20 protein-coding genes and 2 riboswitches are annotated in these 22,175 nt (G+C 71.4%); of the genes, 8 read left to right on the top strand and 12 right to left on the bottom strand.

The features are described 5' to 3' along the window. Positions 1–59: 59 nt before the first annotated feature. The 4 genes from ACF9IK_RS25945 to ACF9IK_RS25930 form a co-directional block, all read right to left on the bottom strand. Complete coding sequence (locus ACF9IK_RS25945) at positions 60–1,211, bottom strand: C40 family peptidase (RefSeq protein WP_395296501.1); 1,152 nt, start codon at positions 1,209–1,211, stop codon at positions 60–62. 10 nt (positions 1,212–1,221) lie between these two features. Beyond that, a riboswitch (cyclic di-AMP (ydaO/yuaA leader) is annotated at positions 1,222–1,376 on the bottom strand. A 329-nt stretch (positions 1,377–1,705) separates the two neighbouring features. Continuing rightward, positions 1,706–2,749, bottom strand: coding sequence for a C40 family peptidase (locus ACF9IK_RS25940; protein WP_395296500.1), 1,044 nt, complete (start codon positions 2,747–2,749; stop codon positions 1,706–1,708). A gap of 212 nt (positions 2,750–2,961) precedes the next feature. Beyond that, entirely contained in the window at positions 2,962–4,251 is a 1,290-nt protein-coding gene (locus ACF9IK_RS25935; protein ID WP_395298681.1) for an NYN domain-containing protein, read from the bottom strand. 318 nt (positions 4,252–4,569) lie between these two features. Further along, positions 4,570–4,839 carry a hypothetical protein gene (locus ACF9IK_RS25930; protein WP_395296499.1) on the bottom strand — a complete coding sequence of 90 codons (270 nt, stop codon included), beginning with the start codon at positions 4,837–4,839 and terminating at the stop codon, positions 4,570–4,572. Between the two features lie 200 nt (positions 4,840–5,039). Here ACF9IK_RS25930 and ACF9IK_RS25925 point away from each other — a divergent pair, with 200 nt between their 5' ends. Together ACF9IK_RS25925 and ACF9IK_RS25920 are read left to right on the top strand one after the other, a co-directional pair. Then, positions 5,040–5,852 carry a rhomboid family intramembrane serine protease gene (locus ACF9IK_RS25925; protein ID WP_395296498.1) on the top strand — a complete coding sequence of 271 codons (813 nt, stop codon included), beginning with the start codon at positions 5,040–5,042 and terminating at the stop codon, positions 5,850–5,852. A gap of 41 nt (positions 5,853–5,893) precedes the next feature. Continuing rightward, complete coding sequence (locus ACF9IK_RS25920) at positions 5,894–6,175, top strand: Lrp/AsnC ligand binding domain-containing protein (protein WP_030240061.1); 282 nt, start codon at positions 5,894–5,896, stop codon at positions 6,173–6,175. Positions 6,176–6,202: 27 nt separating this feature from the next. Here the strand turns inward: ACF9IK_RS25920 and ACF9IK_RS25915 are convergent, their stop codons facing one another. The 3 genes from ACF9IK_RS25915 to ACF9IK_RS25905 form a co-directional block, all read right to left on the bottom strand. Next, positions 6,203–7,585: an aminotransferase class V-fold PLP-dependent enzyme gene (locus tag ACF9IK_RS25915; protein ID WP_395296497.1), complete on the bottom strand. Its 1,383-nt coding sequence runs from the start codon at positions 7,583–7,585 to the stop codon at positions 6,203–6,205. Between the two features lie 48 nt (positions 7,586–7,633). Continuing rightward, a riboswitch (SAM riboswitch) is annotated at positions 7,634–7,751 on the bottom strand. Between the two features lie 108 nt (positions 7,752–7,859). Further along, entirely contained in the window at positions 7,860–8,936 is a 1,077-nt protein-coding gene (gene trpD / locus ACF9IK_RS25910; protein ID WP_395296496.1) for an anthranilate phosphoribosyltransferase, read from the bottom strand. Between the two features lie 135 nt (positions 8,937–9,071). Next, a complete protein-coding gene (locus ACF9IK_RS25905) occupies positions 9,072–9,497 on the bottom strand; it encodes a hypothetical protein (protein WP_395296495.1) in 426 nt (141 codons plus the stop codon). 396 nt (positions 9,498–9,893) lie between these two features. Here ACF9IK_RS25905 and ctaE point away from each other — a divergent pair, with 396 nt between their 5' ends. From ctaE to ACF9IK_RS25880, 5 genes are all read left to right on the top strand, one after another. Beyond that, on the top strand, positions 9,894–10,514 hold the full coding sequence (gene ctaE, locus ACF9IK_RS25900; RefSeq protein ID WP_238740439.1) for an aa3-type cytochrome oxidase subunit III: 621 nt from the start codon (positions 9,894–9,896) through the stop codon (positions 10,512–10,514). A gap of 187 nt (positions 10,515–10,701) precedes the next feature. Next, a complete protein-coding gene (gene qcrC / locus ACF9IK_RS25895) occupies positions 10,702–11,511 on the top strand; it encodes a cytochrome bc1 complex diheme cytochrome c subunit (RefSeq protein ID WP_395296494.1) in 810 nt (269 codons plus the stop codon). Further along, positions 11,508–12,578, top strand: a complete 1,071-nt coding sequence (gene qcrA / locus ACF9IK_RS25890; protein WP_428846374.1) for a cytochrome bc1 complex Rieske iron-sulfur subunit — start codon at positions 11,508–11,510, stop codon at positions 12,576–12,578. The genes qcrC and qcrA overlap by 4 nt, the downstream gene beginning before the upstream one ends. Beyond that, positions 12,575–14,233 (top strand): cytochrome bc1 complex cytochrome b subunit, encoded by a 1,659-nt coding sequence (qcrB, locus tag ACF9IK_RS25885; protein WP_395296492.1) that lies wholly within the window; start codon positions 12,575–12,577, stop codon positions 14,231–14,233. Before qcrA ends, qcrB begins: the two co-directional genes overlap by 4 nt. Before the next feature lie 101 nt (positions 14,234–14,334). After that, complete coding sequence (locus tag ACF9IK_RS25880; protein WP_395296491.1) at positions 14,335–14,718, top strand: GntR family transcriptional regulator; 384 nt, start codon at positions 14,335–14,337, stop codon at positions 14,716–14,718. A 52-nt stretch (positions 14,719–14,770) separates the two neighbouring features. Here ACF9IK_RS25880 and ACF9IK_RS25875 read toward each other — a convergent pair whose 3' ends face one another. The 4 genes from ACF9IK_RS25875 to ctaC all read right to left on the bottom strand — a co-directional run bounded on the left by ACF9IK_RS25875 (position 14,771) and on the right by ctaC (position 19,244). After that, positions 14,771–16,033, bottom strand: coding sequence for a L,D-transpeptidase (locus ACF9IK_RS25875; protein ID WP_395296490.1), 1,263 nt, complete (start codon positions 16,031–16,033; stop codon positions 14,771–14,773). A 168-nt stretch (positions 16,034–16,201) separates the two neighbouring features. After that, entirely contained in the window at positions 16,202–16,618 is a 417-nt protein-coding gene (locus ACF9IK_RS25870) for a cytochrome c oxidase subunit 4 (protein WP_395296489.1), read from the bottom strand. Next, on the bottom strand, positions 16,618–18,393 hold the full coding sequence (ctaD, locus tag ACF9IK_RS25865) for an aa3-type cytochrome oxidase subunit I (protein WP_395296488.1): 1,776 nt from the start codon (positions 18,391–18,393) through the stop codon (positions 16,618–16,620). Before ctaD ends, ACF9IK_RS25870 begins: the two co-directional genes overlap by 1 nt. Further along, on the bottom strand, positions 18,390–19,244 hold the full coding sequence (gene ctaC / locus ACF9IK_RS25860) for an aa3-type cytochrome oxidase subunit II (RefSeq protein WP_395296487.1): 855 nt from the start codon (positions 19,242–19,244) through the stop codon (positions 18,390–18,392). Before ctaC ends, ctaD begins: the two co-directional genes overlap by 4 nt. Before the next feature lie 336 nt (positions 19,245–19,580). Here ctaC and ACF9IK_RS25855 point away from each other — a divergent pair, with 336 nt between their 5' ends. Continuing rightward, positions 19,581–21,065 (top strand): cysteine desulfurase/sulfurtransferase TusA family protein, encoded by a 1,485-nt coding sequence (locus tag ACF9IK_RS25855; protein WP_395298680.1) that lies wholly within the window; start codon positions 19,581–19,583, stop codon positions 21,063–21,065. A gap of 45 nt (positions 21,066–21,110) precedes the next feature. Here ACF9IK_RS25855 and ACF9IK_RS25850 read toward each other — a convergent pair whose 3' ends face one another. Then, entirely contained in the window at positions 21,111–22,088 is a 978-nt protein-coding gene (locus ACF9IK_RS25850; RefSeq protein WP_395296486.1) for a carbohydrate kinase family protein, read from the bottom strand. Positions 22,089–22,175 lie beyond the last annotated feature (87 nt).

Genomic DNA, 22,175 nt, shown 5'->3' with positions numbered 1-22,175 from the left:
AAGCCGCAGGCCCGGCCTCCCCACCTGGGGAGACCGGGCCTGTCGGAACCGACTGCGGATCAGACGCGCACGACGGAGGCCAGCGGCATGTTTGAGACCGCCTCGTAGCGCACCGAGGCGCCCGGCTTGGGCGCGTGGAGCACCTGGCCGTTGCCGGCGTAGATCCCCACGTGGTGGGCGTCGCTGTAGAAGATCAGCAGGTCACCGGGCTGGGCCTGGGAGAGGTCCGAGCCGACCCGGGTGCCGGCGTGGGCCTGCTCCTGCGAGGTGCGCGGCAGCGACACGCCGGCCTGGTTGAACGCCCAGACCATCAGGCCCGAGCAGTCGAAGGAGTTCGGGCCCGCGGCGCCGTAGACGTACGGGCTGCCGACCTTTCCGGCGGCGATGGAGAGCGCCGCGGCACCGCGCGAGCTGCCCGCGGCGACCGGCTTGGGGGCCGGGGCGGGGGTCGCGGTCGCGGCACCCGAGCCGGAACCGGACAGGTCGGTGCGGCTGGTGTCACGGGAGGCGCGCTCGGAGTCCGCCTTCGCCTTCGCGGCCTTCGCGGCGGCGTCCGCCTGGGCCTTCGCCTCGGCGGCGGCCTTCTCCTCGGCCTCGCGGATCGCGCGGCGCTCCTGCTCGGTCAGCGTGTTGAGCAGGTCCTGGGCCTTGGCCAGCTTGGCCTGCACCTCCTCCTTGGAGGCCTTCAGCTGCTGGGTGGTGGTCTCCAGCTCGCCGAGCTTCGCCTGGGCCTCGTTGCGGTCCTGGTCGAGCCTGCGCTGCTGCTCCTGGAGGTCCTTCAGCACGCCGGACTGGGTGCTGCTCGCCTGGGTCAGCGCCCCGGCCTGGTTGAGGAAGTTGTCGGGGCTGGACGAGAGCATCAGCTGGACGGTCGACGATATGCCGCCGGTCCGGTACTGCTCACCGGCGATCTCGGCGAGGCCGCCCTGGGCCTCGGTGACCGCGGCCTGCTGACGGGCCACCTTGTCCTGCAGCTCGCCGACCTGCTTCTGCAGCTCCTGCTGCTTGGCCTGGGCGCCGTTGTACTTCTCGGTCGCGACCTCGGCCTGCTCGTTGAGCTGGTCGACCTGCTCCTTGACCTGGTCCTTGGTCGGCGTCGGGTCGGCGTGGGCACCGGACTGCGCGGAGAGGGCGACGGCCGCGGCGGCGACACCGGTCAGGATCGAGACACGGGCGCGGCCGGCGGGCTTGGGACGACGATGGGACGCCACGAAGGCGGACTCCTTCTTCCAACGTCCGCCTACCGGGTGAGCTGACGGGTTCGGGCCGGAAGAAGGCCCTACGACGCCTCATCGGCCGTTCCACCGGCCGACCTGGCGCCGATTCACCCCGGAGGAACATGGTTCCCCGGCTCCGTTCCACAGCGCCCCCGACTACTGGGCTCCCACTCGGACGGGCCTGCGGCCCGTCCCGCTGCTTCGCGAACTCGGCGGTAAACCTCCGCCGCCACCCAGGCTGGGTGATCGACTGTGCGGTGGTTCAAGGCCCGACCCTAGTAACAGAACCGTGATCCGTTCAAATCCTTGTCAGAAAAAAGCCGGAACATCATCCATATTCATTTGTGAATATGACCGGATGTGATCGCCACCGTACGCGGAGCTGATCGCTTGTCATCGGAACAGAAGAAACCCGCGCCACCCTCCGGAATCGGGGTGGCGCGGATCACAGGTCCGCTCCGGGGCGCCCGCGGGGGCGTGTCGGTCCGTCAGACCCGGCGGATGGTGTTGATCGGCATCGCGTCGGCCTTCATCACCTTCACCACGTCACCGGTGTGCGGCGCGTGCACGACCATGCCGTTGCCGATGTACATCCCGACGTGGCTGCGGTCGCTGCGGTAGATGATCAGGTCCCCGGGCTGGGCCTCGGCGAGCGAGGGCACCCGGGTGCCGACGTTGCCCTGCGCCTGCGAGGTGCGCGGCAGCGAGACACCGGCCTTGCCGTACGCGAAGACCATCAGGCCCGAGCAGTCGAAGGTGCTCGGCCCGGTGGCACCCCAGACGTACGGAGAGCCCTGCTTGCTCATGGCGATGGAGACGGCCGTGCCGGCGTAGCCGCTCGCCTGCGGCAGGCTGCCGAGGTCCGCGCGCTCGGCGCCGCGCGAGGCGCGGTCCTCCGCCTGCTGCGCGGCGCGCAGGGAGGCCCGCTCGGCGGCGCTGAGCGAGTTCAGGAGGTCCTGGGCCTCCTTCAGCTTCTTGTTGACGTCCGTCTTGGCCTGGTTGAGGTCCTTGGTCGTGCTGTCCAGCGAAGCGAGGACGGCGGCGGCCTCGGCCTTCTGCTGGTCCAGCCGGCGCTGCTGGTCCTGCAGCCCCTTGAGCGCCTCGGTCTGGCTGGAGGAGGCCTGCTGCACGCTGGAGGCCTTGTCCAGGTAGCCGGACGGGTCGGAGGAGAGCATCAGCTGGACCGACGGGTCGATGCCGCCGGTGCGGTACTGCTCGCCGGCCACCGCGGCCAGCCCACCCTGAAGCTGGGTCATCTCGTCCTGGCCGCGAGCCACCTGGTCCTGCAGCTGGTCGGCCTGCTTGCGGAGCTGGTCGGCCCGCTCCTTGGCGCCGTTGTACTTCTCGGTGGCCTGCTCGGCCTCCTCCTGCAGCTGGTCGATCTGCGCCTTCACGTCGTCCTTCTTCGGCGACGGGCTGGGCGCGGCGTGGGCGGCGACCTGGGCGGAGAGAGCGACCGCGGTCGCAGCGGCAGCGGTGAGCACGGAGACCCGCGCGCGGCTCGGCTGCTTGGGACGGCGGTGGGAGGCCAAGGGACCGGCTCCTTCTTCCAATGGACTCACCCGATCGAGTGAGAATCCGGAAAATAGGTTTGACGCCAGACCCTAGTGAAGATCCAGGCTTTCCGCCACTCCCCCGATGGCGTGAACTCCGGCCGCCCGCCATGACTTCACGAGATCGCCACACCCCGGCAAACCGGGCGCCGACCAGGTGTCACGTACGTCCGCCCGGTCACAGCGGAAGCCTACGGCCGAGCCAGCCGATTCAGCAGCAGCACCGACGCGACGGGGCGCGCGCCCGCCTTCCGCACGCCCTCCGCGACCTCCCGGTCGGTGGAGACCACCACCACCGGACGGCCCTGCGGCTCGGCCCGCACCAGGCGGCGGATCAGCTCGTCCGCGGTCTCCCCGGTCCGGCTGAAGCGCACCCGGACGCCGCGCGGCGGCGCCATGATCACCGGTACGTCCAGGTCCTGCCCGTCGAACACGCAGGTGACCTCCGCCTGCGTGCGCTGTGCCAGCATCGCCAGACCGCCCAGCAGCCGGATCCGCTGCTGCTCCAGGGGCAGCGTCGGATAGCCGGTCTTGGTCACGTTGTAGCCGTCCACCACCAGGTGCACCTGCGGGATCGCCAGCAGCTGGTCCAGCAGCGCCGGATCGTCCTCGGCCAGGGCGCGCCGGGCCACGTCGTGCGGCGAGGCCGACCCCGGCACCACCGCCTCCACCAGGTCCGCCGGGCGGATCTGGGAGACCGGCAGCGCAAGCTCCCGCTGCAGCCCCTGCGCCGACTGCAGGACGGTGTCCAGCAGCAGCCGCAGCCGCATGTCCTCGACGCTGCGCCCCTCGCGGGCCGAACGGCGCCCCTGCTCCACGGTGGTCTCCAGCTCGGAGATCCGGTGCCGCAGCCGGCGCGCCTCGCTCTCGGCCGCGCTGCGCTCGGCGGCGGCCTGCGCCTTCAGCGCCTCCAGTTCGGCCGAGACCCGACGGGTCTCGGCCTGCGCCCGGCGGGTGTCGCTCTCCAGCGACCGCACCTTCCGCCGCAGCGAGTCGCCCTCCTTGCGGACGTCGTCCGACTCGGCCCGGTGCCGGTCCAGGTCGGCCCGGGCGGCGGCCCGCAGCTCGGCCAGCTCCGCCTGCAGCTTCTCCACCAGCTGGGCCGCCTCCGCCGCCGCACCCTCGGCGCCGGCGCGTTCGGCCTCCTCACCGGCCTCGGCCACCAGCCGGCTCCAGCCCGCCGAACGGACCAGGTAGGCCGCGGCGGCGACGTCCATCGGGTCGGCGGCCGCGGGGACGGTGCCCGACTCCAGGGCCCGGACGAGGTCGGGCTGGCCCAGCCGCAGCCGGTCCGCTATCCGCACCCGGAAGGCCGGCTCGGACTCCAGCGCAGCGGCCAGCGCGGTGGCCGCGTACTTGGCCCGCCGGGCCGGGGTGAACTTGGCGTACTGGCGCAGCGACTGCGGCAGGTCGCCCGGGGGCAGCCCGCCGAGCGCGTCGGCGGCGAGGCCGACCACCCGGCGGCGCACGCCCTCGGGCAGCGGCCGGTCGAGCTGCTCGGCGGCGCGGCCTGCCGCCGGCTCCTCGCCGGGCTCCTCACCGGCGGCCGGCCCGGCCGGGGCCGCGGTTGCGGACGGGGCGGCCGCGGTCTCGGCCGCGTCCGGCGCCTGCGCGTCCACAGCGGGCTGCCGCCCCTGCGGCCCCGCGGGCTCGTTCGCTGCGTCCACCACGTCCTCGGCTCCGATCCTGGTCCAGCGGGTACGGCCGACCGCGGCCGTCCCCGTCGTCACGCTCCGTGCGCTCCGCCTGTCATTGTCCCGTGCGGCGGACGGCCCTGCCGCCCACCGCACGGTCCGGCATCAGCCCTGCTCGGCGCCCTCGGACGGCGCCGTGTCCTCAGCGCCCGGGCGGGCCACCAGTTCGACCTGGTCCACCGCGTTGCACCAGCGACAGCGCACCGACTCGACGGTCTCGTTGTGCACCTCGGTCTCCTCCACCTCGGACTCGCCGGCGAGGTCGAAGTGGAGGAACTCGGTCACCCGCAGCGACCGGGTCACGTCGAAGCGGGTGAGGTTGCCGCAGAGCGTGCAGCGCCAACGGGTCTCGGGCGTCAGAGCGGGGACGGTCATCGGGGATCCTCTCGGGTGGTCCCTGGATGGGCTCAGGCGCTCCCCCCGGAGCCCCGGCATCGGCGGCGGGAGGCGGGAATGCCCGCCCCAAGCCTATTGCCTGGGGCGACCACCGCGGCCACCGGTCAGGGCGTTCCGCAGTTAGCCCACCTGCCGCACGCCCGGTGTCACCGGTGCCCGGCGGAGGGATGCTTGGCCGCATGGCGATCCCGGTCCTCGACCACACCGGTGCGCGGGGCGGTCGCCCGGCCGCGGCGGTCCCGGCCGTCAGTTACGCCCTGATCGCACTCAACGTCCTGGTCTTCCTGCTCGGCCCGGCGGCCGGCATCAACCCCCTGTACGGCCGCGGGCAGGCCCGGGTCTGCGCCGAGCAGCGGTACGAGCAGCGCTGGGGAGCCGTCCCCGCCGAACTGCTGGCCGGCCGGCCGCTGACCGCCGAACAGCTGGCGCAGGCCCCCGACCCGGTGCCCGGCTGCCCGGCCGCCCCGACGCCGGGCAAGCACCCGGCGCTCTCGGTGCTCAGCGCGCTCTTCCTGCACGCCGGCTGGCTGCACCTGCTGGGCAACCTGCTCTTCCTCTACGTCTTCGGCCCCACCGTCGAGGAGCGGGTCGGCCGGACCCGGTTCGCCCTCTTCTACCTGGCGGCCGGCTCGCTGGCGACGTACGGGTTCGCGCTGGCCGAGGCGCACGCGCCGGACTCCACCCGGGTCCTGATCGGTGCCTCGGGGGCGATCTCGGCCGTGCTCGGCGCCTACCTGCGGCTGAACCCGCGGGCCCGGGTCACCACGCTCGTCCCGCTGCTGCTCTTCCTGCCGCTGCGGTTCCCGGCCTGGGTGGTGCTCGGGCTCTGGTTCGTTCTCCAGTGGTGGTCGGTGAACGCGGCCGGGTCCGCGGGCACCTCCCAACCGCCGGACTGGGGGAGGGTGGCCTACCTGGTGCACGTGATCGGCTTCGCGGCCGGCTTCCTCTACGCCTGCACGCTCGCCACCCGTCTCCCGCGACGCCCTGGCTGACGCCCGATACCCTGGCGGCACCTCACAAAGGAGCCGGAACAGTGATCACCGCCATCGTCCTGATCAAGACCAGCGTCGACCGCATCCCGGAGATCGCCGAGGCGATCGCGGCCATCGAGGGCGTCAGCGAGGTCTACTCGGTCACGGGCGGCTACGACCTGGTGGCGATGGTGCGGGTGCGCCGCCACGACGACCTGGCCGAGGTCATCCCCGGCCGGCTGAACAAGGTCCCGGGCGTGGCCCACACCGAGACCCAGATCGCCTTCCGCACGTACTCCCAGCACGACCTGGAGGCCGCCTTCGCGCTCGGCCTGGACGAGTAGTCCCCGCCCGTGCCGCTCAGGGCCGGCTCAGCCCGCGCGCCGGCCCCGGTCGACCTGCACCGACGCGACGCAGCGGCCGCCCTCGTTGCGGTAGGTCCACGCCGCGCCGTCCGTGACCAGCTCGCGGACGGCGGCCAGGAACCGCTCGACGTGCTCGTCCGGGGTACCGGCGCCGAAGCTGACCCGGATCGCGTTCAGGCTCCGCTCACCCGGCAGCGACGGCTCGGGGGCACCGCACTCCGACGGTGCCACGTCCTCGTCGCCGAGCAGCGTGCGCACCAGCGGGTGCGCACAGAAGAGGCCGTCGCGCACCCCGATGCCGTACTCGGCGGAGAGCGCGGCCGAGAAGTGCGAGCTGTTCCAGCCCTCGACGACGAAGGAGAGGACGCCCACCCGGGCGGAGTCGGCGCCGAACAGGTTCAGCACCTTCACCTGCGGGATCCCGGCCAGGCCTGCCGTGAGCCGGGCGACCAGCTGCTGCTCGCGGGCCTCCAGCGCGTCCCAGCCCGCCTCGGCGAGCGCCCGGCAGGCAGAGGCGATGGCGTAGGCGCCGATCACGTTCGGCGAGCCGGCCTCGTGCCGGGCCGGGCCGGTGTGCCACTGCACGGCGACCGAGCCGTCGGTCTCCCGGGCGACCGTCCGGGTCGCGCCGCCGCCGGCCAGGTAGGGCTCGGCCGCGTCCAGCCAGTCGGCGCGGCCGGCCAGCACCCCGGCACCGAACGGCGCGTAGATCTTGTGGCCGGAGAAGGCGATCCAGTCCACGTCCAGCTCCCGGACCGAGACCCGGTGGTGCGGGGCGAGCTGGGCGGCGTCCAGCACCACCCGGGCGCCGTACCGGTGGGCGGTCCGGGTCAGCTCGGCGACCGGCCAGAGCTCGCCGGTGACGTTCGAGGCCCCGGTGACGCAGAGCAGCTTGGGCCCCTCGGGCGCCGCGGCCAGCGCGGTGTCCAGGGCGGCGACCGCCTCGGCCCGCGAGCGAGGGGCTCGCAGGTAGGTGACGGCCAGCCCGGCGTGGGCCCACGGCAGCAGTGAGGCATGGTGCTCGGTCTCGAAGGCGAAGACCCGGGTACCCGCCGGAACGGCACCGGCCAGCAGGTTGAGCGAGTCGGTGGTGGCCCGGGTGAAGACCACCTGGTCGCCCTCGCGCAGGTCCAGGAACTCGGCGACGGTGCGGCGGCTCTGCTCGAACAGGTCGGTGGAGAGCTGGGAGAGGTAGCCGGCGCCGCGGTGCACGCTGCCGTAGTAGGGAGCGTAGGCGGCGACGTCGTCCCAGACCCGCTGCAGCGCCGGGGAGCTGGCGGCGTAGTCGAGCGCGGCGTACTCGACCTTCGCACCGTCGGCGAGCGGGACCTGCACGTCGCGGCCGAGGACGGCGAGCGGGGCACGGAGTTCGGTGGAGACGAGGGACACGGGTGCACTCCTTCACGGGGTGAGGACCCCGGGGTGCATGCCGTCCGGCGTCCGCGCTTGCCCCGCGGACGGATCGCCACGGAGCCCGGTCCTCACCCAGGGCACCCCGCCACGGACGGAGGGTTGCCGGACAGCAAGCTGGGGCTTCGCGCTGTCACTCATGACCTGGCCAGGACTCTAGGTCGCGCCCGCCGGGGCGGTCAAACGGCATTCCGCCATCCGGACAGCGCGAGGGGCCCGCGGGAACGCCTCCCCGCGGGCCCCGACTGCCTTCTCACGCCTTGCTGGTGGCCTCCGCCCAGCGCTTCAGCAGATCCTGTGCGGCGCCGGAGTCGATCGCCCGGGCGGCCCGCGCCATGCCCGCCGCGAGCTGCTCGGCGAGCGGCGCGTCGGTGAGGTCGAGCGCCACCAGGGCCGAGGCCGTGTTCAGCAGGACGGCGTCCCGGACCGGCCCGTGCTCGCCCGCCAGCAGCCGGCGGGCCACATCCGCGTTGTACGCCGGGTCGCCGCCGCGCAGCGCCTCGATGCCGACCGGCTCGATGCCGACCGCACGCGGGTCGAAGGTGGTCTCGGTGACCTCGCCGTCGCGGACGACCCAGACCCGCGAGGTGGTGGTGATGGTCAGTTCGTCCAGGCCGTCGTCGCCGCGGAAGACCAGCGCGCGGGCGCCGCGCCCGGCCAGCACGCCGGCGATCAGCCCGGCCAGCCGGGTGTCGAAGCAGCCGACCGCGTGCGCGGTCACCCGCGCCGGGTTGGTCAGCGGGCCGAGGATGTTGAACGCGGTCGGAACGCCGAGGTCGCGCCGGGCGGTCGCGGCGTGCCGCATCGACGGGTGGAAGCGCGCCGCGGAGCAGAAGGTGAGGCCGACCTCCTCGGCCACCTCGGCCACCCGCCGGGCGGACAGGTCGAGGCTGATGCCGAGCTTCTCCAGGACGTCCGAGGAGCCGCTGGCGGAGCTCGCCGCCCGGTTGCCGTGCTTGACCACCTTGGCGCCGGCCGCGGCGGCGACGATCGCGGACATGGTGGAGATGTTCACCGTCTTGGCCCGGTCGCCGCCGGTGCCCACGATGTCCACCGCCGGGCCGGGGATGCTGAGGGGCTCGGCGTGCGCGTACATCGCGTCCACCAGGCCGGTGACCTCTTCCACCGTCTCGCCCTTGGAGCGGAGCGCCACCATGAAGCCGGCCACCTGGGCCGGGGAGGCCTCGCCGCTCATGATCCGGTCCATCGCCCAGGAGGAGGCGGAGCGGTCGAGGTCCTCACCCCTGAGCAGTGCCGACAGGACGTCGGGCCAGGTGCGGACCACCTGCACGGGGTCGTTGCCGCCGTTCGCAGGGTTCACGTTCACCATGGCTGACTCCAGCTGTTGTCGGTTCCCGGAAAGGGATGTCCGTACGGATGGAGCCAGCCTATCGAGCGGCGGGACGCCGAGGTCCCGCCGCCGGACTTCTTCTCTCGTACTGAGACGGCGCCCGCGGGGCGCGGCCTAGCGGACGGCAGGCGCCCGCTTGGCCACCCGGGCCCGCAGCAGCGTGGCGGCGGCCTCCGCGAGCGCCACCGGGTCCACCGGCCGGGAGATCGCGGCGTCGGCCCGGCTCCAGGCGGCCAGCCAGGTGTCCTGCGGCCGGCCGATCAGCACCAGTACCGGCGGGCAGCCGTAGATCTCGTCCTTCAGCTGCCGCCCGAGCCCCAGCCCGCCCGCCGGCACCGCCTCGCCGTCCAGCACGCAGAGGTCGACGCCCCCCTTCTCCAGCGCCTTCAGCACTGCGGGGTGCGTCGCGCACTCCAGGTGGTCCAGCTCCGGAAGGTCCTCGGCGGGCCGGCGGCCGAGGGCCGTCAGCACCTGCTCGCGGGTGTTGCGGTCGTGGCTGTAGACGAGGACGGTCAGCCTCTCGTCGGACTTGTACGCCATGGGCCCTGCTCCCTCACGTGTGATCCGGACCACGTTCACCTCACTCCGGATGCTACTCCCGATCACCCCCCGCCGAGGCCGTCCCGCACGATCCCCCTCAAGCCGCCGCGCCCCCGGCTCACCCTCCCGGAGGACGGCCCGTCACCCCCGCGCACGCAGTCCACCCGTACGGCCGACTGCGGGGCCGCTCCCCTTACTTCCCGGGCCCCTCGCAGCGGTGCAGCGACACGCTGGGCAAGGGGGTCGAAGGGGCCCGCGAAGAACCGTCAGAAAAGGGACACGCCGCTGCTCAGCCGCCGTCCGGAAGCCCCGCCCGGCGCCACCGGGGCATACCGCACGCACCGGACACTCCGAGGGAGACCCCCCGGCGTGAAGACGGAATAAGGGACCGACATAATGTCCGTCGTGGCGACAGCAACAGCAGTAGAAACCGGGCACGCGCACGGATCGGTCAACCGGCCGAACATGGTCAGCGTCGGAACGATCGTCTGGCTCAGTTCCGAGTTGATGTTCTTCGCGGCCCTCTTCGCGATGTACTTCACGCTCCGCTCCGTCAAGGGAGCCGAGTTCTGGACCGAGAAGGCGCACGCCCTCAACGTGCCCTTCTCCTCGGTCAACACCACGATCCTGGTGCTCTCCTCGCTGACCTGCCAGCTCGGCGTCTTCGCCGCCGAGCGCGGGGACGTGAAGAAGCTCCGCTCGTGGTTCGTCATCACCTTCGTGATGGGCGCGATCTTCATCGGCGGCCAGGTCTTCGAGTACACCGAGCTGGTCAAGAAGGACGGCCTCTCGCTGTCCTCCGACCCGTACGGCACGGTGTTCTACCTGACCACCGGCTTCCACGGTCTGCACGTGACGGGTGGTCTGATCGCCTTCCTGCTGGTCCTGGGACGGACGTACGCAGCCAAGCGGTTCACGCACGAGCAGGCCACCGCCGCGATCGTGGTGTCGTACTACTGGCACTTCGTCGACGTCGTGTGGATCGGCCTGTTCGCGACCATCTACCTGATCAAGTAACCAGCTGATCAGGTCGCTGGCCACCGGCGCACGGCCCCGCCCTCACCGGCGACGGGCCGCTTCGTCCGGTGCCGACGCTCCCACCGACCGACCGCGCGCGCAGCCCTAGAGAGGCAGCCTCGTGCCGGCCAGACCGGCCGCCGGGTGCACCCACCAGTCGACCAGATCCTGACACCGGGGTTATTCCGTGAAAAAGCTCTCCGCACGACGGCGCCACCCATTGGCGGCGCTGGTCGTCCTACTTCTCGCCCTGGCGGCAACCGGGGGGCTGTACGCCGCGTTCGCGCCCGCCGACAAGGCGCAGGCCGACGTCGCCGCGCAGTCGCTCGCGATCGATGAGGGCAAGAAGCTCTTCGCCGTGGGCTGCTCCTCCTGCCACGGCCTGAACGGCCAGGGCAGCAGCGACGGTCCGAGCCTGGTCGGCGTCGGCTCCGCCGCGGTCGACTTCCAGGTCGGCACCGGCCGCATGCCGGCCCAGCAGCCCGGCGCCCAGGTGCCGCGCAAGAAGACCATCTACTCGCAGGCGGAGATCGACCAGCTCGCCGCCTTCGTGTCCTCGCTCGGCCCCGGCCCGGTGACGCCGACCGAGGAGCAGTTCACCTCGACCAACCCCGAGGACATCTCCAAGGGTGGCGAGCTGTTCCGCACCAACTGCGCCCAGTGCCACAACTTCGCCGGCCAGGGCGGTGCCCTGACCAAGGGCAAGTACGCCCCGTCGCTGGAGGGCGTGGACGCCAAGCACATCTACGAGGCCATGCAGACCGGCCCGCAGAACATGCCGTCGTTCCCGGACACCACCATGCCCGAGGAGCAGAAGAAGCAGATCGTGGCCTTCGTCCGCCACACCACCAACGATGAGCCGAACCCCGGTGGTCTCACGCTCGGCAGCCTCGGTCCGGTGACCGAGGGCCTGTTCGGCTGGATCTTCGGTCTCGGAACGCTCATCGCGGTCGCGATCTGGGTCGCCGCCCACACCACCAAGGCCAAGAAGTCATGAGCCACGACATGTCAGAAGAGAAGCTGCCGGAGTCGCACGGCTCCGCCGGGCACCACGAGGTGGCCGCCCACGGCGACCCGTTCGCCGACCCGGGCCTGCCGGCCCACGAACCGCGCCGCACCGACATCGACGAGCGGGCCGCCAAGCGCGCCGAGCGCCAGGTCTCGCTGATGTTCGTGGTCTCGATGCTCGCCACCATCGGCTTCATCGCGTCCTTCGTGGCCATCGACCCGGACAAGATCATCTACGTCTGGCCGCTGGGCCACATCAGCGAGATGAACTTCGCCCTGGGCATGACCCTCGGCCTGGCCCTGTTCATGATCGGCGCGGGCGCGGTCCACTGGGCCCGCACCCTGATGTCGGACCACGAGCTGCCGGCCGAGCGTCACCCGATCGAGGCCGACGACGAGCTCCGCGCCGACGTCATCGATCAGTTCAAGACGGGTGCCGCGGAGTCCGGCTTCGGCCGCCGCAAGATGATCCGCAACACCCTCATCGGTTCGATGGCGCTGGTGCCGCTGTCCGGTGTGGTGCTCCTGCGCGACCTGGGCCCGCTGCCCGAGGACAAGCTGGCGCACACCGGCTGGCGCGAGGCCACCGAGGCCAAGCCGCTGCAGCTCATCAACATGAACACCAACCTGCCGATGAAGGCCGACGACATCATCACGGGGTCGCTGACCTTCGCGATGCCCGAGGGCCTCCACGTCCACGACGAGGACTTCCAGCAGCAGATCGCCAAGGACGCCCTGATGCTGGTGCGCATCGCGCCGGAGGACATCAAGGACGACAAGTCCCGGGAGCTGGGCTTCGAGGGCATCCTCGCCTACTCGAAGATCTGCACCCACGTCGGCTGCCCGATCAGCCTCTACGAGCAGCAGACCCACCACGCGCTCTGCCCCTGCCACCAGTCGACCTTCGACCTGTCGGACGGCGCGCGCGTCATCTTCGGCCCGGCCGGCCACCCGCTGCCGCAGCTGAAGATCACCACTGACGAGAAGGGCTTCCTGGTCGCCACCGGCGACTTCGCGGAGCCCGTCGGCCCGAGCTACTGGGAGCGTGCTCGATGAGTAGCGCGAGCAGCACCACCTCCGGTGCCGCCAAGCCCGCCAGCACGCGCGCCAATCCCGCCAACAAGTGGGAAGCCGCTGCTGACTGGACGGACGGCCGGCTGGGGATCTACTCCCTCGCCAAGGCCAACCTGCGCAAGATCTTCCCGGACCACTGGTCCTTCATGCTGGGCGAGATCTGCCTCTACACCTTCATCATCATCATCATGACCGGCGTCTACCTGACGCTGTTCTTCAAGCCCTCCATGGGCGAGGTGATCTACGACGGGTCGTACGTCCCGCTCAAGGGCATCCAGATGTCCGAGGCGTACGCGTCGACCGTCGACATCAGCTTCGAGGTCCGCGGCGGTCTGCTGATCCGCCAGATCCACCACTGGGCCGCCCTGGTCTTCGTGGCCGCGATGCTCGTGCACATGATGCGCGTGTTCTTCACCGGCGCGTTCCGCAAGCCGCGTGAGATCAACTGGGTCTTCGGCTTCCTGCTGCTGGTCCTGGGCATGTTCGACGGCTTCTTCGGCTACTCGCTGCCCGACGACCTGCTCTCCGGCACCGGCATCCGGTTCATGGAAGGCGCGATCCTCGCCATGCCGCTGGTGGGGACCTACATCCAGATGTTCCTGTTCGGGGGCGAGTTCCCCGGCCACGACATCGTGCCGCGGTTCTTCACCATCCACGTGCTGCTGATCCCGGGCATCATGCTCGGCCTGCTGGTCGCGCACCTGATCCTGGTCTTCTACCACAAGCACACCCAGTGGGCGGGCCCGGGCAAGACCGAGAAGAACGTCGTCGGCATGCCGCTGATGCCGGTCTACATGGCCAAGGCCGGTGGCTTCTTCTTCCTGGTGTTCGGTCTGGTCGCGGCCGTCTCGGCGATCGCCACGATCAACCCGATCTGGGCGTACGGCCCGTACCGTCCGGACCAGGTGTCCACGGACGCCCAGCCCGACTGGTACATGGGCTTCTCCGAGGGTCTGATCCGCGTCATGCCGGGCTGGGAGATCGGCCTGTGGGGCCACACCCTGAACCTGGGCGTGTTCATCCCCCTGATGATCTTCCCGCTGGTGCTGGCCGCGATCGCGGTCTACCCGTTCATCGAGGGCTGGATCACCGGTGACAAGCGCGAGCACCACATCCTGGACCGCCCGCGCAACGCCCCGGTCCGCACCGCGCTCGGCGCCGCCTGGATCAGCCTGTACCTGGTGCTGCTGATCGGTGGTGGCAACGACCTGTTCGCCACCCACCTGCACCTGTCGATCAACGACATCACGTACTTCGTCCGTGTGGGCTTCTTCGTGGTGCCGGTCCTCACCTTCATCATCACCAAGCGCTGGTGCCTCGGCCTCCAGCGCCGGGACAAGGAGAAGGTGCTGCACGGCCGCGAGACCGGCGTCATCAAGCGCCTGCCGCACGGCGAGTTCGTCGAGGTCCACGCGCAGCTGCCGCAGGCCGACCTGTACAAGCTCACCGCGCACGAGCAGGTCCAGCCGGTCGAGCTGCCGGCCCAGACGGACGAGAACGGTGTGGCCAGCAGGGCCGGCGTCCTCACCCGCACCCGGGCCAAGCTCTCCCGCGGCTTCTACGGAGAGGGCGCCCAGATCCCCAAGCCCACCTCCGAGGAGCACCACGAGATCACCAGCGGCCACGGCCACCACTGATCCCGTAGCACCCCGCACCACCCCGAGGGCCGCCGACCAGAACGCTTCTGGTCGGCGGCCCTCGGGCTTTTCCGTCCGCCACCCCTTCGTCAGGAGCCATCGTGGAGCTGTCCGTCGACCCCGCCGCCACCACTCCCCCGTTCGAGCAGATCCGGTCGCAGATCGCCGACCGGGCCCGCAGCGGCGAGCTGCCGACCGGGCTGCGTCTGCCCACCGTGCGGGCGCTGGCCGAGCAGCTCGGGGTGGCGGCCGGGACGGTCGCGCGGGCCTACCGCGAGCTGGAGGCGGACGGGGTGGTGGAGACGCACGGGCGGGGCGGGACGCTGATCGCCGCGACCGGCGACACCGGCCACCGGTTGGCCGCCGCGGCCGCCGCCGAGTACGCCGAGCGGGCCCGGCGCCTCGGGGTGCCGCTCGCGGACGCCCTGACGGCCGCGCAGACCGCTCTGCGGCTGGCCTACGGGGAGCCGGGCCAGGAGGGCTGACGGACGGCGGGCGCGAAGGACCGGCGTCCCGGGCCCCCGCCCGGGAGGCCGCTCAGACCTCCGGGCGGATCATCCCGGCGGCGGGGGCCCGGGAGGCCGGCGGAGTGGTGCTGACGGCCTGTCCGAGGGCGCTGTGCTTGACCCAGTCGGTCCAGGACACGTTCCAGTCGCCGAAGCCGTTGCCGAACGGCTCCATGGTCGCCCCGTGGCTGTTGACCACCGTGACCAGGTCGCCGATCCGGGTGTTCTGGTAGAACCACTTGGCGTTCTCGGTGCTCATGCCGGTACAACCGTGGCTGACGTTCGCCACGCCCTGTGAGTCCACCGACCAGGGCGCCGCGTGCACGTACTCGCCGCTCCAGGTCACCCGGGTGGCCCACTCGACGTTCAGGTCGTACGACTCCGAACTGCCGGCGGCTATGCCGATCGTCTCGCCGCTCATCCGCACCTGGCGCTCCTGGCCGAGCACCACCTTGACGCCGTTGCGGGTGTCGAAGCCGGGCTTGCCGGTGGTCACCGGGATCGTCCGGACCACCTCGCCGTTGCGCTTCAGGGTGAGCTCGTGGGTGGCCGCGTCGACCACCGACTCCACCCGCTCCCCGATCCGCAGCGCCAGGGCGGCGCGGTCGCCGCCGTAGAGGCCGTCCGCGATCCGGCTGCCGGTGCCCTCGAAGACCAGGCTGACGGTGGTGCCGACGGGCCAGTAGTCCTGCGGGCGGAAGTGCAGGTTCCTGTCGTCCACCCAGTACCAGCCGCCGGTGACGGCCGGTTGCGAGGTGACGGTCAGGGCGCGCTCGACCTCCTGACGGGCCTGCGGGTCCTTGACCGCCTCGGAGAGCTGGACGGTGAGCGGCTGGCCGACGCCGTAGAGGCCGGTGCCGGAGGAGTCCGGGCCGAGCTTGGCCGTCAGCAGGCGCTGCGCCGCCTGGGTGGAGAAGGCCGAGGTGGTCTCACCGCGGCCGCCCTTGCCGTCGTCCGCCGCGATCCGGACGGTGTAGTCGGTGGCCGCCTTCAGCCGCCCGGTGGTCTGCCAGCTGCGCTGGTCCTCCGAGAGCGTCCCGGCCACCACCCGGCCGTCCGGGCCGACCACGGTGACGTCGGTGAGCCGGCTGCCGGGCACGGCGGTCACCGTGACGGGCTGGGACGGGTCCACCTTGCCCTCGGCCGACACGTGGACGAGCGGGGCCGCGTCGACCTTGTGGACGGCGCCGGCGGAGTCGTCCTTGTCGCCGGACGTGCAGGCGGCCAGCGGGACCAGCACTGCGAGGGCCAGCGAGATGCTGCCTATACCTGCGATTCCGCGCCTGTCGGCCATGACCGCCTCCGAGGGTTCGCACGATTGATCAGATCGTAGGAACGGTGGGCGGCGGAGCGACATCCGGGGGAAGCGCCGTTGGGCCGGCGGAGTGAGGGCCTCACTCCGGGGACGCAACAGGGCCGGGCACCCCGTGCGGGATGCCCGGCCCTGTGCGAGGGACGGAACCTACTGGTTCTGGTTCTCGCCCCGGTAGAACTCGAAGACCCAGCCGAACAGGCCGACCAGGATGATCGGGATCGACCAGTACAGCAGCCACCAACCGAAGATCACGCCCATGAAGGCGAGCGCGCCGCCGACCGCGAGCGAGAGCGGCTGCCAGCTGTGCGGGGCGAAGAAGCCCAGCTCGCCGGCGTCGTCCGCGACCTCGGCCTCGGGGTTGTCACCCGCGCCGCTGTCCACCCGCCGGGCGGTGAAGGCGAGGTAGTACCCGATGAAGGCACAGAGGGCGAACGCCAGGAAGAGCGCCGTGGTACCGGCCGCCTCGACACCGAGGTCCGAGCTGTTGGTCCACAGGCCGTAGGTGATCGCCATCGCGAGGACGAAGACCGCCAGGCCGAGGAAGATCTTTCCCTGTTCCTTCATCAGGCGTCGCCCTCCTTCTTGCCCTTGCCCAGCTGCGGGTTGTCGTACTTCGCCGGGGTCACACCGGCAAGGTGCTTGGCCGGCTCACCGTGGTTCTCCAGGTAGTCCAGCGCGGCGATCTCCGGGTGGTGGAGGTCGAAGGCCGGGGATTCGGAGCGGATCCGCGGGAGGGTGAGGAAGTTGTGCCGCGGCGGCGGGCAGGAGGTCGCCCACTCCAGCGAGCGGCCGTAGCCCCACGGGTCGTCGACCTCGATCTTCTCGCCGTACTTGGCGGTCTTCCAGACGTTGTAGAGGAACGGCAGGATCGACAGGCCGAGCAGGAACGAGCCGATGGTCGAGACGGTGTTCAGGGTGGTGAAACCGTCCGAGGCCAGGTAGTCGGCGTAGCGGCGGGGCATGCCCTCCGCGCCGAGCCAGTGCTGCACCAGGAAGGTGGCGTGGAAGCCGATGAACAGCGTCCAGAAGGTGATCCGGCCGAGGCGCTCGTCGAGCATCTTGCCGGTCATCTTCGGCCACCAGAAGTGGAAGCCGGCGAACATCGCGAAGACGACGGTGCCGAAGACCACGTAGTGGAAGTGCGCGACGACGAAGTACGAGTCCGAGACGTGGAAGTCGATCGGCGGGGAGGCCAGCAGAACACCCGTCAGACCGCCGAAGAGGAAGGTCACCAGGAAGCCGACCGTCCAGAGCATCGGGGTCTCGAAGCTCAGCGAGCCCTTCCACATGGTGCCGACCCAGTTGAAGAACTTCACACCGGTCGGGACCGCGATCAGGAAGGTCATGAAGGAGAAGAACGGCAGCAGCACCTGGCCGGTGACGTACATGTGGTGCGCCCACACCGTCACGGACAGACCGGCGATCGCGATGGTGGCCGCGATCAGGCCGGAGTAGCCGAACATCGGCTTGCGGCTGAAGACCGGGATGATCTCCGACACGATGCCGAAGAACGGCAGCGCGATGATGTACACCTCGGGGTGGCCGAAGAACCAGAAGAGGTGCTGCCAGAGCAGCGCTCCGCCGTTGGCCGGATCGAAGACGTGCGCCCCGAACTTGCGGTCCGCCTCCAGGGCGAACAGCGCGGCGGCCAGCACCGGGAAGGCCAGCAGGACCAGCACGGCGGTCAGCAGGACGTTCCAGACGAAGATGGACATCCGGAACATCGTCATGCCGGGCGCGCGCATGCAGATGATCGTGGTGATGAAGTTGACCGCACCGAGGATCGTGCCGAAGCCGGAGAACGCCAGGCCCATGATCCACATGTCGGCGCCGACACCCGGCGAGCGGACGGCGTCCGACAGCGGGGAGTAGGCGAACCAGCCGAAGTCGGCCGCACCCTGCGGGGTGATGAAGCCGGCCACCGCGATGGTCGAGCCGAACAGGTACAGCCAGAACGCGAACATGTTCAGACGCGGGAACGCCACGTCCGGGGCGCCGATCTGGAGCGGCATGATCCAGTTCGCGAAGCCGGCGAAGAGCGGCGTCGCGAACATCAGCAGCATGATCGTGCCGTGCATCGTGAACGCCTGGTTGAACTGCTCGTTCGACAGGATCTGGGTCCCGGGACGGGCGAGCTCGGCGCGCATGACCAGCGCGAGGATGCCGCCGATCAGGAAGAAGGCGAACGACGTGCCCAGGTACAGGGTGCCGATCGTCTTGTGGTCGGTGGTGGTCAGCCACTTGATGATGGTGGAACCCGGCTTGCGGGTCCGCTGCGCCCCGACCGTGACGGCCCCGGCGCCCCCGCCGGCCGCGGCGGGCTCGTTGAGGATGGTCACTTCTCTTCACTTCCCATGGTCGTGATGCCGGAGGGCACCGCGCCGGTCTGGCCCTTGGCCCGCAGCTCCGCCAGGTGCTTGTCGTAGTCGGCGCGGTCGACGACCTTGACGTTGAACAGCATGCGCGAGTGGTCGGTGCCGCAGAGCTCGGCGCACTTGCCCATGTACTCGCCCTTGACGTTCGGGGTGACCTCGAACTGGTTCACCACGCCCGGGACGACGTCCATCTTCATCAGGAAGTTGACGGGCCAGAAGTCGTGGATGACGTCCCGGGAGGTCAGGACGAACTTCACCGACTCGTTGACCGGCAGGTACAGGGTCGGCACCTCGGCCGGCGTGCCCACGTCGTAGGCAGCGTCCTTGTTGGCCGGGTCGGGCGTCTCGGTGTTCTCGTAGTTGAACGCCCAGCTCCACTGGAAGCCGACCACGTTGACCGTGTGCTGCGGCTTGGCGGAGATGGCGGTCAGCCTCGTCTCGTCGCGGGCGACGAAGTAGAAGAGGACCGAAACGATGATGATGGGGACCGCGGTGTAAAGCGCCTCGATGGGCACGTTGTACCGGGTCTGCGGGGGGATCTCCACGCCGGTGCGGCTGCGCCGGTGGAAGATCACGCTCCAGAGGATCAGACCCCACATCAGTGCGCCGACCACCAGTGCCGCGATCCAGGACCCCTGCCACATGTGGAGGACCAGCGGCCCTTCCTCGGTGACGGGGCTTGGGAGGCCAAGCCTGGGGAGGTCGTTGGCCGAGCAGCCGGTGGCGGTCGCGATGACGAGGCCCAGTGCCAGCGCCTGAGGCAGCTTCCGCCGCATCGTGCGCCGCGGCGAGCGGTCGGAGCCGTTGGGACTCACGTAGCGCCTTCCCGAAGTCTCGCCCGCCTTCGCGTCGCCCCGGAGAGGAGTGGACCTCCCCGGCGACCCGTCCACGGGCACGGTTTGAATGCTTATGCGGGCCAAACCCTACTCCAGCCTTATGCGCTGCTGACGGGCAGGTCCCGGTAACGCGCCGCCCGGTCGCCCGATCAGGCCCGGCAAGGGCTGCGCCGCAGGTCATCGTAGGCATTCGAGGCCCGTACGCCCGATCGGGGGATGACCTCGGACAACGTGGGTGACGGCCCGTCCGGCATGGACGAATCGGACATTCGGGTTGATCGACTGACGGCCGGTAAGCGGAGCGGACGGACCGGAATGCCCCCGGGAGTGGCGTTAAATGTGACCGTGTACTTCGATGTGGCCTCCACCGCACCGCTCCACCCCGTCGCGCGGCAGGCGCTGACCGCCGCCCTGGACGAGGGCTGGGCCGACCCGGCCCGGCTCTACCGCTCCGGCCGGCAGGCCCGGATGCTGCTGGACGCCGCCCGGGAGACCGTCGCCGAGGTGCTCGGCGCCCGGGCCGACGAGATCTCCTTCACCGCCAGCGGGACCCAGGCCGTGCAGCTCGGGATGCTCGGCGCGCTGGCCGGCAACCGGCGGCGCGGCTCCCACCTGGTGCACTCGGCGGTCGAGCACTCCAGCGTGCTGCACACCGCCGAGCGGTGGGCGTCCCCCCGGCCGGTGGCCGCCGGCGAAGCGGCCGGCGGCTCGGTGACGGCCGTCCCGGTGGACCGGTACGGGCGGGTCTCCCCCGAGGTGTTCGCGGCCGCACTGCGGCCGGACACCGCACTCGCCGTGCTGCAGTCCGCCAACCACGAGGTCGGCACCGTCCAGCCCGTGGCCGAGGTCGCCGAGCGCTGCGGCGACGTGCCGTTGCTGGTGGACGCGGCGCAGAGCGCCGGACGCGCGGACGTCCCGGCCGGCTGGTCGCTGCTGGCGGCGAGCGCGCACAAGTGGGGCGGGCCGGCCGGAGTCGGCGTCCTGGCGGTGCGCAAGGGCGTCCGCTACGCGTCGCCGCTGCCGGCCGACGAGCGAGAGAGCGGCCGGGTGCCGGGGTACGTCAACGTCCCCGCGATCGTGGCCGCGGCCGCCTCCCTGCGGGCCGTGCGGGCCGGGGCCGAGCGCGAGAACGCCCGGCTGCACGCCCTGGTCGAGCGGATCCGGACGGCGGTGCCGCAGCTGGTGCCCGAGGTGGAGGTGGTCGGCGACCCGGTGCGGCGGCTGCCGCACCTCGTCACCTTCTCCTGCCTGTACGTGGACGGCGAGGTGCTGCTGACCGAGCTGGACCGGGCCGGCTTCGCCGTCTCCTCGGGCTCCTCCTGTACCTCGTCCACCCTGACGCCGAGCCACGTCCTGACCGCGATGGGCGTGCTCACCGAGGGGAACGTCCGGGTCTCGCTGCCGTTCGGGGCGGCGGCGGAGGACGTGGAGCGGTTCCTGGCCGTGCTGCCCGGCCTGGTGGCCGGCATCCGCGCCCCGCTCGGGCTGGACCTGCCGGCGCCTGCGGGCGCCGGGGCCGCCGAGGCGGCCCCGGAGGCCGCGCGGGCTGCTGGCCCGGCCGCCGGCCTGGTGATCGACGCGCTCGGCAAGCGGTGCCCGCTGCCGGTGATCGAGCTGGCGAAGCGGATCGGCGACGTCCCCCCGGGCGGCACCGTCGCGGTGCTGGCCGACGACGAGGCGGCCCGGCTGGACATCCCGGCGTGGTGCGGGATGCGCGGTCAGGAGTACGTGGGCGAGGCCCCGGCCGCCGACTACGGTGCCGACCGGGGCGCGGCCTACCTGGTCCGGCGGACCGCCTGACCCGTCCGCCCGGGCGGCGCACCCGGGCGGACCGGAGCGGCCGGACTACTTGACCAGGTGGGCCCGGATCTCGGCGGCGGCGTCGGCGCCGTAGGCGGCCTCGAAGCGCTTCAGGAAGGCCGACGGGCGCAGCTCGTACTCCTGGGTTCCGACGGTCTCGATCACCAGGGTGGCGAGCATGCAGCCGAGCTGGGCCGCGCGCTCAAGCTCCAGCTCCCAGGAGAGGCCCGCCAGGAAGCCCGCCCGGAAGGCGTCGCCGACGCCGGTCGGGTCGGTCTTGCTCTCCTCGGGGGCGCAGCCGACCAGCACCGGCGGCTCGCCCTTGCGGTCGATCCGGACGCCCTTGCTGCCCAGGGTGGTGATCCGGGTGCCGACCCGGGTGAGGATCTCCTCGGCGTCCCAGCCGGTCTTGGTCTCGATCAGCGCGGCCTCGTACTCGTTGGTGAACAGGTACGCGGCGCCGTCGACGATCTCCCGGATGGCGTCGCCGTCCAGGCGGGCCAGCTGCTGGGACGGGTCGGCGGCGAAGGCGTAGCCGCGGGTACGGCACTCCTGGGTGTGGCGCACCATCGCCTGCGGGTCGTCCGCGCCGACCAGCACGAGGTCCAGGCCGCCGACGCGGTCGGCGATCGGCTTGAGCTCGATGTTGCGGGCCTCCGCCATGGCGCCGGTGTAGAACGACGCGATCTGGTTGTGGTCCTCGTCCGTGGTGCACATGAACCGGGCGGTGTGCCGGGTCTCGGAGATGTGGACGGACTGGCAGTCCACGTTGTTGCGCTCCAGCCAGCTGCGGTACTCGGAGAAGTCCGCGCCGGCCGCACCGACCAGGATCGGGCGCAGTCCGAGGACGCCCATGCCGAACGCGATGTTCGGGGCGACACCGCCGCGGCGGATGTCCAGGGTGTCGACCAGGAAGGACAGCGACACGGTGTGCAGCTGCTCCGCGACGAGCTGGTCGGCGAACCGGCCGGGGAACGTCATCAGGTGGTCGGTGGCGATCGAGCCGGCGACGGCGATACGCACGGGAGGTCTCCTCATGGATGGCGGCATGGCCATGGAAAGCAGGGGGCGAACCCACCCACGGTACCCGGGACAGGGCACACGACGGCA

Origin of the sequence: Kitasatospora hibisci (assembly GCF_043950205.1) — a bacterium.
Lineage (GTDB): Bacteria > Actinomycetota > Actinomycetes > Streptomycetales > Streptomycetaceae > Kitasatospora > Kitasatospora hibisci.
The sequence above is the reverse complement of the archived record's forward strand: the minus strand, read 5'-3'. Positions and strand labels throughout refer to the sequence as shown.